Source organism: Cognatundibacterium squillarum, from assembly GCF_014652435.1.
GTDB classification, from domain to species: domain Bacteria; phylum Pseudomonadota; class Gammaproteobacteria; order Burkholderiales; family Burkholderiaceae_D; genus Undibacterium; species Undibacterium squillarum.
Genome location: NZ_BMYU01000007.1, coordinates 183,715 through 198,921 on the forward strand (window position 1 = coordinate 183,715; position 15,207 = coordinate 198,921).

Annotated in this window: 11 protein-coding genes; 9 read left to right on the forward strand and 2 right to left on the reverse strand. The window is 53.1% G+C overall.

The annotated features are described in order from the left end of the window. Positions 1–59: 59 nt before the first annotated feature. Positions 60–1,403 carry a hypothetical protein gene (locus IE092_RS14290; RefSeq protein ID WP_189357871.1) on the reverse strand — a complete coding sequence of 448 codons (1,344 nt, stop codon included), beginning with the start codon at positions 1,401–1,403 and terminating at the stop codon, positions 60–62. 480 nt (positions 1,404–1,883) lie between these two features. Here IE092_RS14290 and IE092_RS14295 point away from each other — a divergent pair, with 480 nt between their 5' ends. The 7 genes from IE092_RS14295 to IE092_RS14325 are packed head-to-tail and all read left to right on the forward strand — an operon-like array spanning position 1,884 to position 8,640. Next, positions 1,884–3,134: a beta-ketoacyl-[acyl-carrier-protein] synthase family protein gene (locus tag IE092_RS14295; protein WP_189357872.1), complete on the forward strand. Its 1,251-nt coding sequence runs from the start codon at positions 1,884–1,886 to the stop codon at positions 3,132–3,134. A 2-nt stretch (positions 3,135–3,136) separates the two neighbouring features. Continuing rightward, positions 3,137–3,925 carry a MaoC/PaaZ C-terminal domain-containing protein gene (locus tag IE092_RS14300; protein WP_189357873.1) on the forward strand — a complete coding sequence of 263 codons (789 nt, stop codon included), beginning with the start codon at positions 3,137–3,139 and terminating at the stop codon, positions 3,923–3,925. A 24-nt stretch (positions 3,926–3,949) separates the two neighbouring features. Further along, the gene (locus IE092_RS14305) at positions 3,950–4,195 is read left to right on the forward strand and encodes an acyl carrier protein (protein WP_189357874.1); all 246 of its coding nucleotides are present in this window, start codon (positions 3,950–3,952) and stop codon (positions 4,193–4,195) included. A 17-nt stretch (positions 4,196–4,212) separates the two neighbouring features. After that, the gene (locus tag IE092_RS14310) at positions 4,213–5,127 is read left to right on the forward strand and encodes a hypothetical protein (protein WP_189357875.1); all 915 of its coding nucleotides are present in this window, start codon (positions 4,213–4,215) and stop codon (positions 5,125–5,127) included. A gap of 46 nt (positions 5,128–5,173) precedes the next feature. After that, a complete protein-coding gene (locus IE092_RS14315; RefSeq protein WP_189357876.1) occupies positions 5,174–5,914 on the forward strand; it encodes an SDR family NAD(P)-dependent oxidoreductase in 741 nt (246 codons plus the stop codon). Between the two features lie 48 nt (positions 5,915–5,962). Beyond that, the gene (locus tag IE092_RS14320; RefSeq protein WP_189357877.1) at positions 5,963–7,099 is read left to right on the forward strand and encodes an SDR family oxidoreductase; all 1,137 of its coding nucleotides are present in this window, start codon (positions 5,963–5,965) and stop codon (positions 7,097–7,099) included. Between the two features lie 23 nt (positions 7,100–7,122). Then, positions 7,123–8,640 (forward strand): phytoene desaturase family protein, encoded by a 1,518-nt coding sequence (locus IE092_RS14325; RefSeq protein WP_189357878.1) that lies wholly within the window; start codon positions 7,123–7,125, stop codon positions 8,638–8,640. A gap of 231 nt (positions 8,641–8,871) precedes the next feature. On the opposite strand, the gene IE092_RS14330 is transcribed toward IE092_RS14325, so the two are convergent. Further along, positions 8,872–13,629 (reverse strand): NAD-glutamate dehydrogenase, encoded by a 4,758-nt coding sequence (locus IE092_RS14330; protein WP_189357879.1) that lies wholly within the window; start codon positions 13,627–13,629, stop codon positions 8,872–8,874. A 567-nt stretch (positions 13,630–14,196) separates the two neighbouring features. Between IE092_RS14330 and IE092_RS14335 the strand changes: the two genes are divergently transcribed. Both IE092_RS14335 and IE092_RS14340 read left to right on the forward strand, forming a co-directional pair. Continuing rightward, entirely contained in the window at positions 14,197–14,673 is a 477-nt protein-coding gene (locus IE092_RS14335; protein ID WP_189357880.1) for a hypothetical protein, read from the forward strand. A 39-nt stretch (positions 14,674–14,712) separates the two neighbouring features. Next, positions 14,713–15,096, forward strand: coding sequence for a hypothetical protein (locus tag IE092_RS14340; protein ID WP_189357881.1), 384 nt, complete (start codon positions 14,713–14,715; stop codon positions 15,094–15,096). Positions 15,097–15,207: the final 111 nt, after the last annotated feature.

Sequence of the window (15,207 nt, forward strand, 5' to 3'; positions counted from 1 at the left end):
TGAAATGAGTTCTCATACATCGCACAACGTTTACAAAACCGGGACATGTCCCGGTTTTTTTATGCCACCAGAACATCAGTATCCGCCGTCACCGAAGAAAGCAGTCCGGACAAAGCCTGCAGATAGGGTTCAACAAACATCTCTACGGGTTGCGGAAATCGCTTTCGTGAAAAGACGACATCTAACTGCAACTGCTGATTCAGCATCGGCGTCAGGAACATACATCCATATGGCGGAACCAGACATCCGAACTCACACCAGTCCAGTACCCGCGCTTCTCCAAACAATTCGAGATTCTTCTTAGCACGACCGGGATTTGAATACAAAACATTGCTGCTTTGCGCGCGATGCATCAACCGGTAAACCATAGAAGAAGGCAATCCGCTGCGCATCAAACCCTCAGCGTTTTCCATCAAAGCCATGGCCTGCGACAGTCCCGCAGGGGTTTTCAGAGCTTCTGTCTGCAGCTGTATCGCTTTACACAAGTCCGGGCCTGACACTCCTGCCGGAATCTGCAAACTTGCATTGACCATTCCGCTGCGAAATCCCCTTGATACCGGCCATCCCGGCGCGCCACGTAAATTGACAGCGATGGTAAATTGACTTGCTGGTGCAGCCGGACTGAGTGAGCGCAACCAGATTACCAGTGCTGCTGAAAATATGGCATTTACCGACACCGCAAATTGCCGGGAATAAGTCAGCACAGCAGACTGTAACGCAGCGGGCAACTTCCGATGTAAAAAATCAATGTCTGAAAAAAGAAAACGTCCCTGTATCTCCGTCGGATATTTTCCGGCACGGGTACGGGACCCGGAAAACAGTTTTCCGGGCATGATCATATTGGTGTGCAACCGTCGCCATACTCTGTTTGCGGGCCGGTTCCATTCAGGCAATACGCTTTGCAATGGCAAAAATGATCTTTGCACATGCAGCGGAGAAATACCCTGCAACAATTGCTCATACACTTCCCGCAAACGATACAAAATCTCATGTGCGGCCTGAATGTCTGCAATTGCGTGGGAAATGCCGAGATAAATACAACTCTTTCGTGTTCCACTGAATAACCGCATCTGAATTAACGGTGCTTTTCCATCCTGTCCGGATAAAAATGCCTGCTGCAGCAATTGAGACCGGAAATCTGCTGAATTCAGATCAGGTTCCACATTTTCCAGTACATGCACGACTGCTTCCGCCTTCGCATGGAGCTCGCCCGTCTCATTAATTTCCGAACCAAGCTCACTGATTACATGTTCAGCGGCGAGTAAAAATATCTCTGCACACAACTGCTGGTTCAGCACCAGCATATGATGATTCACATCCGAAAACCTGCGTCGTCCCTGATAAAAAAATCCGGTTAACGGATCTTCCCGTCCACACAATGCCTGCAACATATCATTTGACATCTCATCTCCTTTTGATTCTTTCAGGCAATATCGGAAAGAAAATTCGCCTTCAAAAACAACAACGGAATTACCAGCATCGTATTGCTGCGAGATTTCCGACGAACGGTTCTTCTGCAATCGCAAAGTTTTAATTCACTGCAAATATCGATGAACTGCGCATAAATTCACGAAATTCAGACCACGAACAACGATGATCTACAGCATTTTCGGAAAATGCATCCCACATATTCTTGCGTTATCTCAAGATTTGCAGGAATTGACGGAAGCTACTATAGCGAACATAAATTCTTGTTTACTTAATTTTCTTTAATTTTTTATTTTACATATATTTCTTAACTATTTTTGTAAATAGGTAGATTCCTGAAAACCGGAGGACTCCTCCGTAAATCACCGATATCTGACTACTTCTGCCTGAGAAAAGCGGGTCGGGCGGAGCTTTGCCGAAATTCAAAGAAATATGCCAATCAAGGAGATGGATGAATGAATCACTCTGATCAGCGCAGGGTTGTTGTTACCGGCTACGGTGCCATTTGCGCACTGGGAAACAACGTATCCGAAATATGGGGTTCCATCATGAACTATCAGACAGGCTACCATTTTCAGGATTTCGGCAATCCCAATATCAATGCCAGATACTTTGGCTTCATCAAAGATAAACCCAGATATAAAAACATTCCCAAGCCTGTTCTGAAATTTCTTCCGGAGTTTGCACGCCTCAGTTTTTATGCAGCAAACGAAGCTGTACAAATGGCATTTGGTCAGCAGCAACCGGCAGACCATTACGATCCGTTTGACTGTGGTGTCATTTTCGGAACCGGTTGGGGCGCACAGGATGAGTCGACAAGGGAAAACGCAACTTATCGCGATGAGCAACTGGCCTATCCATTTTCTAATCTGCTGGTAATGCCAAACGTTGCCACTGCTGCCATCTCCATGCACTGGAATTTGCGTGGCTATCAGAATACTCCGGTCGCAGCATGCGCTACCGGCAGTATTGCGATTGGTGATGCTTTTGAAAAAATCCGGTCCGGAAAAGCAAAAATGATGCTGGCCGGTGGCGGCGAGAGTATCACGCAAGGCTTTTCCGTCTGGAGTATCGACACCTTACGGGCGCTCAGCAAAGAGCAGGAAGATATCCGCAAAGCTTGCTGTCCGTTCAGTGCAGACCGAAGCGGATTCGTCTTATCTGAAGGTGCTGCTGTGCTTTGTCTGGAGGATTACGATTCCGCTGTTGCACGTGGTGCCAGCATTCTGGCTGAAATTACCGGCTACGGCAGCTATTCCGATGCACGCGATATCACCTCGCCCGCAGAAGATATGCTGGCACGGATTCAGTGTGTTCGCACAGCAATGCAGCAAGCCGGATTACCCCCGGATGGCCTCCAGTACATTAATGCCCACGGCACATCCACGCAGCTGAACGATCTGAATGAGACAAACACGCTGAAACTGGCGTTGGGTGAAGCGGCCAGACGCACACCTGCCTCGAGCACAAAATCTTACACTGGCCACCTGATTGCAGCAGCTGGTGCTATCGAATCGATATTCAGCATTCGTACACTGGAAACCGGCATGATGCCCGCCACCATTCATCTGGACAGACCGGACGATGCCTGTGATCTGGATTACATACCGCACGAGCACCGCCACGCCACCAATATTGAGCATGTCATGAACATCAATTACGGCTTTGGCGGCGCAAACTCTGCGCTGATTTTCTCAAAGGTCTGAGCATGCAACTGACACAGTTTAGCAGCCAGCATTTGCGCAGCTGGGCCGATTATTCAGGTGATTTCAATCCGATACATTTTGATCCGGAAATCGCCGGAAAAGTGACCGGCAACGATGATGTTGTGATTCACGGCATGCTGGCAATGATGCATCTGAAACGCGCTTCATCCATGCCAGGCGATGACGGAGTATGGGTGCAATGGCATGCCATGCTCCGGCAGGCCATGCCATTGCAGCAGCCGTACCAGATTGTCAGTGAAAAGAAACCGGGCGCTGCAAAAATGCGCACCCGTCTCGAAGATCTGAACGGGCAACTGTATATGTCTGCGCTGACACAGGCATGCGAAGTACCCGAATGGCATGAAACTACTGAGCGATTTGCATTAGCGACGGATACGGCATTTCAGCGCCTTCAGGAATGTGTCGCAGATTTTCCGGTCTGCAGTCCGGCCTGGATTGCACTGGATGCCATGATGTTTTCCCGTTATGTGCAGGAACACGGCAATCAGGTTTTTCATGAAGACTTCTTCCGTCATATCGGCCCGGCGTGTGCAGACGATCTGGCTGCCGGAAAGATCGTAGTCATGCAAACCACGCACAGCAGCCTGTTTGCACAAGATCTGCGCGCGGACACAAACGATCTTCGCTTCAGTCAGTTTGAGTATGCAGTGCACACAACCGACTATCTGCAGACAAATAATGGTCTGGTACTGACCGTTGAGGTTCCGGTCTGGCTGGATGGAAAACTTTGCTTTATTCAACGTATCGGCCTGATGCTCAGGCAATTGTAATTTTACTTTTTGAAAGGGAATCACATGAACAGCACACTGGAATTTCTCAAAAATGAAATCGCGGATCTGGTGGATTTTGAGCCGGAAGCAATGCAGGAAGATACGCCGCTCGCTGCGCTGGAGCTGGACAGCCTCGACTATGTGTCACTGCAACTGGCAGTGAAGAAAAAATTTGCCGTACAAATCAATTTTGATGACTTCACCTCCGGCCAGATCACCAGCCTTGGTCAGTTCTGCAGCTATATCGAAGACCGCATGGTCACTGCCTGAGGCTAAGGAGAATTCAAATGAGCGGACTTGAAACCCTTGCCCGGTTTGGCTGCGTGTCAGATGAATGCCGATGGGCAGCTGACCGCTATCAGTTTCCGTGGGTTAGTGAACTGGATGCGCACGACAGAGAAATCATCAGCTTGCTGGACTGCCTGCGCGATGGTGAGTTTTCCGGACTGGCATCTGCCACGCAACTTTACGAATTACTGTTGAAGGAAAAGGAAGCCGGTATGTCCCATGACCGGCTGGCAGACTGGACTCCGGTATTTTCTTACGTCAGTATTATTTCGTATGAAGAACTGCGGCACGGCTTTACGCTGGGCAGCCTGTATCACTACGTCACCACAGGAAAAACCGATTATATCGCGCAAATGAATCCGCGTGAGTTCGGAAAAAAATACATGTGGTGTTATGACGACCGGCGTTACTGGGATTTATACAGCTACATCCTCGCGCATTTATTCTCCGAAATTATTAATACAGAGCTGTATCGCGATGTTGCGATCCGCGTGCATCACCCGCAACTCAAAGAAGCACTGGGTTTTATCCGTAACGATGAAGCACGCCATATTGCTGCATGGTCTGCACTGATCCGTGATTTGCTGCAGGCTGATGAATATCACATGGAGCGTGCACTGGGCGCACTCGAACGCGGCCTGCTGTATCACAACGCTATGGTGCATGAAACCTATTTCGAAGGCGTGAACAAAATGATGCCGCTGTTCCTGTCTGAACGTAATGACAGGCTGGAACCCTTAAAACGCATCACTCAGCAAAAATACCGCGTCATCTCAGATCTGTTTGGCGATCGCAATCCGTATTCAGAAAAAGACATTCAGGACATGCATCTGAATTACCTGATGAAAACGTCCGGTGTTCAGCGTGCCCGTTATTCAGAAGAAGCGCCGGGCAATATCGAAGTCATCGCTTAATGACAATACGGCGGGTCTGATCCCGCCATCCTATGCGGAGAATACAGTGAAGCAATCGAAGTGGGTGTTAGTCACCGGCGGTGCGCGCGGCATCGGTGCCGGTCTCGTCAGAATGCTGGTGAAAGAAGGTTATTCAGTTGCATTTACCTATCTGGCCTCAGTCAGCACAGCAGAAACACTGGCAGCAGAATGTCAGTCCGCTGATGCATGGTGTCGCGGATTTCAGTGCGATATGACAGACCACGCAGCGGTGAACGCCTTAGCAGCATCGCTTTGCGCTGAGTACGGAGCGCCGTATGCGCTGATCAACAATGCCGGTATTACCCGCGATGCCAGTCTGTTCGCGATGGATGCACCGCGCTGGCATGAGGTTATACGGAATAATCTGGATTCGGTTTATCACACTACCCATGCCCTGTTACCGCATCTGGCAGAGCGCAGCGATGCCTGCATTATCAATATCAGTTCCGTAACCGGCATCAAAGGTAATCCCGGTCAGTCAAATTACGCGGCAACCAAAGCCGCCATGATAGGCATGACAAAGTCACTGGCGGTGGAACTCGGTCGTTTCAATGTCAGAGTGAATGTGATTGCACCGGGCATCATCGAAACAGAAATGACCGGCAATCTGAGCGAAGCGCAATTGAAAAAGCTGCGTGATCTGGTACCACTGAAAAAGCTTGGCAGCACGGAAGATATCGCACGCATGGCAGTATTTCTGCTCGGCCAGGGTGGCCGCTATATCACCGGACAGACCTTTGTTATCGATGGTGGCATGACCGCCTGATCCCCAACCTGTACAAGCAATCCGCCTGCGATTTCACTGATGATGATAATGAATTTTTCCCGCCCTTTACTGGTGCTGACCGGCGCTACCGGTGCACTGGGTTCCGCGATTATTCCGCGCCTGCTGCAAACCTATCCGCAAACTGATTTACTGGCCATCGTGCGTGGTAAAACGCAAGAAGAAGCCCGCCAGCGTCTGGCGCAGGCAGTCGATCAGCCCGAGTTCTGGCAGGCTCAGCAACACCGTATTCATGTGCTGACCGGCGATGTCAGCTTACCGGACCTCGGCATGACGCCGGAACAGGCAGCGATCGTGAGCCAGCATTGCCGGAAACTGTTCCATTTCGCAGCGAATGTGCGCTTCAGCGCCAGTCTGGAAGAATCCATCGCCGGAAATATCGATTGCACCCGCACAACGCTGGCCTTTGCTGAACGCTGCATGGCAGCGAATCCGGCCTTCGAACTGCACTATGCATCGACGGCCTATGTCAGCGGGACCCGCCGCGATCCGGTGCTGGAGGACGATCTGGATTGCGGACAAAGCTTCTCCAATCCGTATGAACAGACCAAGCTGGCAGCAGAAATCATGGTAACGCAGGCGCGCGAACGTATGCCTGTCACGATCTACCGACCAAGTCAGGTACTGTGTCTTTCCGCTGATGGCAAAGTGCGCAAACTGTTTGGTTTTCTGGAATTCCTGAAGCTGGCCTGCAGCAAGAAAGCGATCATTCCGTGCTTACCGGCCAACCCGCAGGTACGTACAGATATGGTGCCGATTGACTATGTTTGTGATGCCATTGCATGGCTCAGTCAGGATGCAGAATCACAGGGAAAAAATCATTTACTGGCAGCGGGCACAGCCCGCAGTCTGCCGATGGAAATCGTCGCAGAAATTGCACTGAGCAAAATCCGCTCACATGCAGGTGCTGCGGCCGCACCGGTCCTCGAATACGTGTCAGATCAGGAATTTCAATCCCGTGCTGAAGCAGGAAAAATTCATCCGGGACTGGTGGCACTGCTCAGTATTTATCAAACCTACCTGAGCTGGGATCGCGACTTCCGCACGGACACTACCGATGCCAGACTGGCGCGGGCAGGCATACATTTACCGGATATGGAGCAGGCATTGCGGCAAGCGGTTAACTATGTGGTTGAACAATATTATCCGCTGCCCAAAGCAGCCTGAATTTCTGTAGACGGAGTCAGTGCATGAAACCGGATTATGACAGCGTGATCATCGGCGGCGGACTCGGCGGCCTGGCGACAGCCGCCCTGCTTTCACGGCAGGGCAGGCGTGTGCTGGTACTGGAGCGCTATAAGCAGGTCGGCGGTTACGCGACGAATTTTCAGCGTGGCGACTTCACGTTTGATGTTTCGCTGCACGCGATGAATGGTATGACACCCGGCACACCTTCCTATCGTTGCCTGCAGGATTGCGGCATCGCGGATAAGGTCACTTTTCTGCCGCAAAAAACCGTGTACCGGCTGGTTACCCGTCAGGGTGATCTGATCGTCAGACATGAAGGCATCGATGCCTATCAGCAGTTTCTGTGTGAGCGTTATCCGCAGGAAGCCGAGAATATCCGGCAATTGTTTTCTGCTGCCGGAAAAATGTATCAGCAATTGTCCGCCTTTGTACAATCGCCGGACCCGTTCTGGTGGAAAGTACTCAGCACGCCATTGCGTTTTCCGCGTCTGATGCGCTACGACACTGATACGGTAGATCAGTTTTTTTCACGTTTCACCCGGCATCCGGAACTGAAGGAAGTTCTGGCAGCGCAATGGCCGTATTACGGTCTGCCGCCGGAACAACTGGCTTACTCGTATTTTTCCTATCCGTTTTTTGATTATCTGGCGCACGGTGGTTATTCGGTCAAAGGCGGTTCGCAAAGCTTATCAGACGCACTGGCAGAATCGGTACGTGCGGCCGGCGGCAGTGTTGAAACTTCCCGCAGCGTGATTCAGATTCATCATCATAACGGGCAAGTCACCGGACTCACGTCAAAAAAAATCGGCGACATCCGGACACAGCACGTAATCAGCAATATCAGCCCGCAGGCGACCGTTCAGTTAGCCGGACGTGAAGCGTTTCCTGCTTCATTTCTGAATAAACTGGATAACATGAAACCTGCCATGTCGGCATTTCAGATTTACATTGGTCTGGATTGCCCGCTCAGTACCTTTGGTATCGGGCCGGATGAGTACAGTGTGTTTTTTTGCGATGGTTTATCGTCTTCGTCACAGTTTCAGCAAATGTGCTCTGCACCTGAGCAGATTGATTTTCACGACACCGGCTGGTTTCTGAATTTGTTCACCAATGTTGATCCGGGTCTGGCACCGGCCGGAAAATCCACCATCGGCATTATTGCACTGGTATCCGGCAAACACTGGCAACAACTCGGCAAAGAACAGTATCAGGCCCGGAAAGCAGCCATGACAGATGCGTTGTTAGCACAGCTGGAACAGCGTTTTCCGGGTATCCGTTCCCATATCGAGGTGCTGGAAGCAGGCACACCGAAAACTATGACCACCTATACCGGCAACTACATGGGCAGCATCAATGGCTTTGCACAAACCACGGATCAGGCGGGTGTGTGGCGACGTTTCCCGATGCGCTATCCGCTGAAAGGCTTGTATCAGGTCGGCGCCTGGACTTTCCCCGGTGGCGGTTACGTCGGCGCGATGTTGTCAGCCCGCATGCTGGTAGACCGTTACTTCCGGCGCTGATCTGCAGATCAGGCGCGCTAGGGCAGAAGCGCACACATTGTGCAGCAGTCGTCATTAAGGGTTTCCGGAAGCCCGGACTTTCTGCCGACGACCGCCGGATCGCTATGCTGAACACCGCATTTGAAGCATTTTTTACCGCTACAGACTACGCTGGCGCTTACTGAGCAAATATGAGACTCCGCCAGCAAAAAGGCCATCCCGCAGGATGGCCTTTTTTTACATCAGCACTGCTTACGCCAGATGACGCAATTCACGCAAAGCAACCGAGACCGGTGCCAGATCAGGTGCCTGTGCGGTGATGGTGGCCAGCAACTGGTTCAGGCGGGAAATCGCCTGCTCATTGCGGCCGCGCCAGTCGGTAATGGCTTCCTGACGTGACAGCAGGCCACGGGTGATCTGGCTTGCAATCGAATACACATCATCACGCGCACTGCCGCGGGCCTGTGTCTGCCACAGGGTATCGGTTGGCAGGCGGTTGATCTGATTGCGCCAGCCACTGAGGCCCAGCTCATCATCCACACCAAAGTAAGCACGGGCGGTGCTTTCCAGATCGGATTGCGTACTGGCCGCCAGATCGACCAGATCCAGTGCCGGGAAAATGAATTCCAGCGCACTCAGATCCAGTGCCAGACCGGATTCCACACCCGCCTGTACCAGCGTATCGCTTTCTCTGGCCCAGGTTGCCACGGCACTGGCCGGCAGCCAGTTTTCCAGTTGCGAACGCAGTTCACGTGCTGCCGGCTGATAACGCTGGATCAGTGTCGGCATATCGGAAGTCTGTGAACGGATGCGCAGCATCCAGCGCGAAGCACGCTGGGTAATTGCGATCAGTTTGGACAACAGATCCAGCTGCAGACGGCCATCAACTTTGTAATCCAGCGCATCAATCTGATCCCACAGCGGTTCCAGATCGAAAATCTCACGCGCCAGTGTAAACGCCCGGATCACATCGGCAGCGCTGGCACCGGATTCTGAAGCGATGAAGTTAACAAACGTCGCACCGGCACGGTTCACTACGGTATTTGTGATGTAAGTCGCGATGATTTCGCGTTTCAGCGGATGGCGGGAAATCGCATCGCTGAAACGTTCCGACAAGACTTGCGGGAAGTAGGCTTTCAGCGCACGGCCAAAGAAAGGATCGTCCGGCAGATTGGAAGCGATCAGTTCATCAAACACTGCCATCTTCGCATACGCCAGCACCACCGCACCTTCCGGCGAAGTCAGGCCCTGACGACGGCCTTTGCGATGGAAGATTTCTTCATCGCTTGGCAGATATTCCAGCGCACGGTTCAGACGGTTTTGTTTCTCCAGTGCCTGCATCAGACGCTGCTGACCATCCAGCACATACAGCGGACGATGACCGGCCACATCCAGCGCCTGTGACTGATAATAGTTATCGGTCAGCACCAGTTCTGCCACTTCATCCGTCATCGATGCCAGCAAATCATTACGCTGTTTCAGCGTCAGATCACCGGCTTCGACGATCCCACCCAGCAGAATCTTAATATTCACTTCATGGTCGGAGCAATCCACACCGGCGGAGTTATCAATCGCATCGGTATAAATGCGGCCGCCTTTTTGGGCGAACTCGATACGGCCATTCTGTGTACAACCGAGGTTACCGCCTTCTGCCAGCACGCGGCAGCGCAGTTCTGCGCCGTTAACACGGAAGGCATCTCCGGCTTTATCGCCCACTTGCGCATGGGTTTCAAAGCTGGCTTTGACATAGGTACCGATACCGCCGTTGTACAGCAAATCCACCGGCGCCAGCAGCACGGCGCGTAACAGTTCATTTGGTGTCAGTTCTTCTGCAGTAATCCCCAGCGCTGCCTGCGCCTGCGGGCTCAGACGAATCGACTTGGCAGAACGCGGGAACACGCCGCCGCCTTCGGAAATCAGCGATTTGTCGTAATCATCCCAGCTGGAGCGCGGCAGATTGAACAGGCGCTGACGCTCGCGGAAGGACACCGCAACATCCGGCGAAGGATCAATAAAGATATGGCGGTGATCAAATGCCGCGACTAAGCGGATTTGCTCCGACAACAGCATGCCGTTACCGAACACGTCACCGGACATATCGCCGATACCGGCCACGGTAAACGGTGTGGTCTGGGTATTGATGCCCATCGAGCGGAAATGGCGTTTGACCGATTCCCACGCACCACGCGCGGTAATGCCCATTTTTTTATGGTCGTAACCGACTGAGCCGCCGGACGCGAATGCGTCATCCAGCCAGAAGCCGTAATCCGCCGATACGCTGTTGGCGATATCCGAGAAAGTCGCCGTACCTTTGTCAGCAGCAACCACCAGATAAGGATCATCCGGATCATGGCGCACCAGACGGGCTGGTGGTACCACCTGACCTTTGACGATGTTGTCGGTCAGATCCAGCAGGCCGGACAGGAAAATGCGGTAGCAAGCGACACCTTCCGCCAGATACGCTTCGCGGTCGGTTGCCGGTGGCGCATTTTTTAGCACGAAACCGCCTTTGGAGCCGACCGGCACGATGACGGTATTTTTGACTTGCTGCGCTTTGACCAGACCCAGAATTTCGGTACGGAAATCTTCACGACGATCCGACCAGCGCAAGCCGCCGCGCGCCACTTTACCGAAGCGCAGATGCACGCCTTCAACCCGCGGTGAGTACACAAAAATTTCAAACAGCGGCTTCGGTTCCGGCATGTTCGGCACTTCGCGCGGATTGATTTTGAAGCTCATGTAAGGCTTGTAGCTGCCATCCGCCTGGGTTTGCCACAGATTGGTACGCAGGGTTGCGTTCACGGTCGCAAAGAACTGACGCAGTATGCGGTCTTCGTCCAGACTTTCCACATTCGCGAGTTCGGCTTCCAGTTTTTCACGCAATTGCTGCTGCGCGGCCTGACGGTCTCCCGCAAAATCCGGCTTGAAGCGCGCACCGAAATACTCGCCAATGCATTGTGTGATAACGGAATTTTTATTCAGCGCTGCTTCAATATACGACTGGCTGTAAGCGAAGCCCAGTTGTTTGAAGTAACGTGTGCAGGCGCGCAGCACTACGATGGAACGCGCATCCAGGCTGGTGCTGAGAACCAGTTTATTCAGATCATCGCTTTCCACTTCACCGCGCCAGACCTGACTGAACATGGTTTCAAAGCGGGTTTTGATCGCCGCCAGATCGGTATCTGCCGGTAATTGCAGACCCAGATCATGAATCCATAAATTCTGCTCTTCCTGCGTCACCTGATAAGGATGCTCATCCAGTACGCGTGCGCCCATGTGTTCCAGCACCGGCAGGGAATCAGACAATGCGACTTTGGCGGTGTTGTAAATCTTAAAGCGCAGCATGCCCGGTTCTGCATCCAGCGGACGGTACAAACGCACAATCATCGGCGATTCTGCACTCAGGCCCGCCAGCATATCGGCATCTTCTGCGCCGACCTGCGGTGAGAAATCTTCGCGGTAAGCGGTCGGGAAAGCCTGCGCAAAGCGGTTTGCCAGCAACAAGCCATTGCCTTCGCCGTGGGTGCGCAGCAATTCAGAAGTGCATTCATCTTCCCAGCGCTGCGACAGGCGGGCGATGCGGGTTTCCAGCGCGGCCAGCGGAATTTGCTGAGGCGCACGGTCACGGGCACGGATCTGATAATGAATACGGGCCAGCGGACTGTCGGTCAGCATCGGTGTGAATTCCACCGACTGGCCATTCAGCGCCATCATCAGTTCGCGGCTGACTTTGACACGCAGCTCGGTGTTGTAACGGTCACGCGGTACGAACACCTGTGCCGACGTAAAGCGGCCGAACGGATCGCGGCGCACAAACAAACGGGTACGCTGTCTTTCCTGCAAACGCAGAATGCCGAGCGCATGGTCGGTCAGCGTGGCGACATCGATCTGGAACAATTCATCACGCGGATAATCATCCAGAATCGCCTGCAAGGCTTTTGCTGCATGGCTTTGCGGCACTACGCCGGAAGCTTCCATCACCGCTGCCACACGCTGACGCACACGCGGAATTTCGCTGACCGGTGCGGAGTAAGCGGTGGAAGTGTACAGACCGAGGAAGCGCGATTCGCCGATCACTTTGCCTTCAGCGTTATAGCGTTTGACCGAGACATAATCGAGCCAGGACGGACGATGTACCGTCGCACGGGTCATTGCTTTGGTGACCAGCACCACTTCATCCGATTGCAGAATCGCCAGTACTTCCGGTGGCAGATATGCCTGTGTGGTCTGCGCTTTACCGCGCAGAATACCGAGACCGGATTCCGGTACGGCGACCAGCGACACTTTGTCGCCATCGTATTGCAGATCGTAATCACGCGCGCCGAGGAAAGTGAAATGGCGGTCTTCCAGCCAGCGCAGGAATGCCACGCCTTCCTGCACTTCCGGGCCGCTGCCATACTGTTCGCAGGCATTGCAGACGTCGGTGACGCGGTTCATCATCGCCTGCCAGTCGGTAACAGCAGCACGCACATCATCCAGCACCGTGTGCAATTCATCCGCCAGTGCCTGCTGATCCGCCAGATTCAGAATCCGGTCGCATTCCACCATGATCAGCGATTCCACCGGATCGGTCGCGCCGCGTGCTTTGGCCGCTGCGACAGTCGATACTGCGCTGACCTGACCGGCAGCATCGCGCTGTACGCTCAGCAAGGGATGCACAATCCAGTGTGCGGTTCGGCCACTGCGGTTAATCGCCATCGTGACCGAATCCACCAGAAACGGCATATTGTCATTCACGATCTGCACGATGGTGTGATCGCTGACAAAGCCGTCTTCGGCCAGTGTCGGGTTGTACACGCGGATACGCGGCGTGCCGGGTGCGCGCGGTGTGTCGAGCAAACGCCAGTGGGCGCTGGCCTCAGCATACAGCGTGGCCGGACCACGCACCACGATTTCATCCGGATCGGTATTTTCGAAGTAAGCAGTGAGGAAAGGTCCCTGGCGGTCGGCCGCGGGATGTGGGTGGGCTTGCGCATAAGCGATCAGCTCTGCGAAGTGCGAGTTGGACATACGCTCTCCTTGATTGGGAAGACACGAAAAACAAGCTCAGAAACACTGCCGACAGTATCCTCTAATCTGCGTCTTTCAACAAATCCCGGCAGGATTTTTACGCCATTCCGGCGACGTAAAACGCGGGCAGATTGCGCTGCGACAAAGCCGGAAATGCCACTGCCACAGCGATTTCCCGTCAGATACCCGCATTTGCCACGCAGAAACCCTGCCGGCACCCTGCACTGAGCGGATTTTTGTTTTGCAGTGCAATATCGGGCATGAAAACCAGCAGCCAAGCGCATACGCACCATGCAAATTTCGTCATTTCAGCAAAAAACCACCTGTCCGGAGCGCCACTGTTTCTGCCGACGTCCGCAAAAAAGGCCGGAAAACCTGTGCAGAACACCGCATTTCGGCCATTTACCGCCCTGTGTGTGCATTCCGCTGCCGCTGCTGTCTCACCGCTGCCGCAGACGCATACCGGCGGACAGGGATTTCCGCTAGAATCGTTGCGGCTTCCGCTGGGGAAGCGCTGCCGCCCGCAACGATGGCGGTCAGGTTACATCACAGGCAAGGAAGAGACGCATGACACACCGCTGGGCACACGAGCAATTTACTTTTATCACCAACCGCAACTGGTTTAAACAGGAAGACAAATCTCAGGACGGACGTCTGCATCTGTATTGCCCGGAAACCGGCAGCTCACTGGTACTGAGCATGGACGCAATGGATATTCCTGACGACCGCATGGAATCGGTTGCACGTTTTGTGCTGGAAGCGCGTAAGCGTGCGCATGTGGAAGGCATACAGGAATTAAACGGCAATAAAGAAGTGCCGGTACTCGAATACGACGGCGAACGCGTCGCCAAACATCCGACTGCCAACGCGTGGGAAATCGGTTACGAAGGCACACAACCGGGCCGCAGCTTTTTCGGCTTCATGGGCTTTGTGACCAATGCCAAAGTCGTCAGCCTGTTTGTGATCACCCCGTTTTCTTACGGCGACGGCTGCCGCAATATGTTCCGCGAAGTCGTTGGTGGTTTCTCGGTCACAATTCCGTAATTCTCACATTGCGTCTTCAACAGACGCAGGGGGCAACTCATGCCGGACAAATCCGCAAACACCAGTCTGATTAACTGGTTAGCCGAACCGGAAGAACAGGATTATCCGGCAGCCGCTTCCTATCTGAGCCTGCTGTATGCGCCGGATCGTGTCGATGACATGGTCAGCGCATTACGCAGCGCCACCGTTATCCGCTTTAAAGCCAAAGATATCTTCCGCGCTTCCGGCTTATCCCTGCTCGGCATCAGCAATTCCCACGTCGAAAAAGACCGCAAAAAAATTGCCAACTGTAAGGCTTTATCGCCGCTGCTGCTGGTCAGAAATGAAGCCCTTGGCAAAGTCGTGATCGCTGACGGCTACCACCGTCTGTGTGCAATCTACAGCCTCTCAGAAGACGAGTGGATACACTGTAAGATTGTCTGAATCTGAGCGATTTGGATTCTGCAAACGCAGCCTTCTGCAGGCTGCTGAAGGATTGCATGTGCAACCAGCGCGCACAGAGACCACGATACTTTTAAAAACGCATTAACAATA

Bases quoted from the DNA above. Each gene is read 5' to 3' on its own strand.
- IE092_RS14290 (WP_189357871.1), bottom strand. From the start codon at position 1,403: ATGTCAAATGATATGTTGCAGGCATTGTGTGGACGGGAAGATCCGTTA.
- IE092_RS14295 (WP_189357872.1), top strand. From the start codon at position 1,884: ATGAATCACTCTGATCAGCGCAGGGTTGTTGTTACCGGCTACGGTGCC.
- IE092_RS14300 (WP_189357873.1), top strand. From the start codon at position 3,137: ATGCAACTGACACAGTTTAGCAGCCAGCATTTGCGCAGCTGGGCCGAT.
- IE092_RS14305 (WP_189357874.1), top strand. From the start codon at position 3,950: ATGAACAGCACACTGGAATTTCTCAAAAATGAAATCGCGGATCTGGTG.
- IE092_RS14310 (WP_189357875.1), top strand. From the start codon at position 4,213: ATGAGCGGACTTGAAACCCTTGCCCGGTTTGGCTGCGTGTCAGATGAA.
- IE092_RS14320 (WP_189357877.1), top strand. From the start codon at position 5,963: ATGAATTTTTCCCGCCCTTTACTGGTGCTGACCGGCGCTACCGGTGCA.
- IE092_RS14325 (WP_189357878.1), top strand. From the start codon at position 7,123: ATGAAACCGGATTATGACAGCGTGATCATCGGCGGCGGACTCGGCGGC.
- IE092_RS14330 (WP_189357879.1), bottom strand. From the start codon at position 13,629: ATGTCCAACTCGCACTTCGCAGAGCTGATCGCTTATGCGCAAGCCCAC.
- IE092_RS14335 (WP_189357880.1), top strand. From the start codon at position 14,197: ATGACACACCGCTGGGCACACGAGCAATTTACTTTTATCACCAACCGC.
- IE092_RS14340 (WP_189357881.1), top strand. From the start codon at position 14,713: ATGCCGGACAAATCCGCAAACACCAGTCTGATTAACTGGTTAGCCGAA.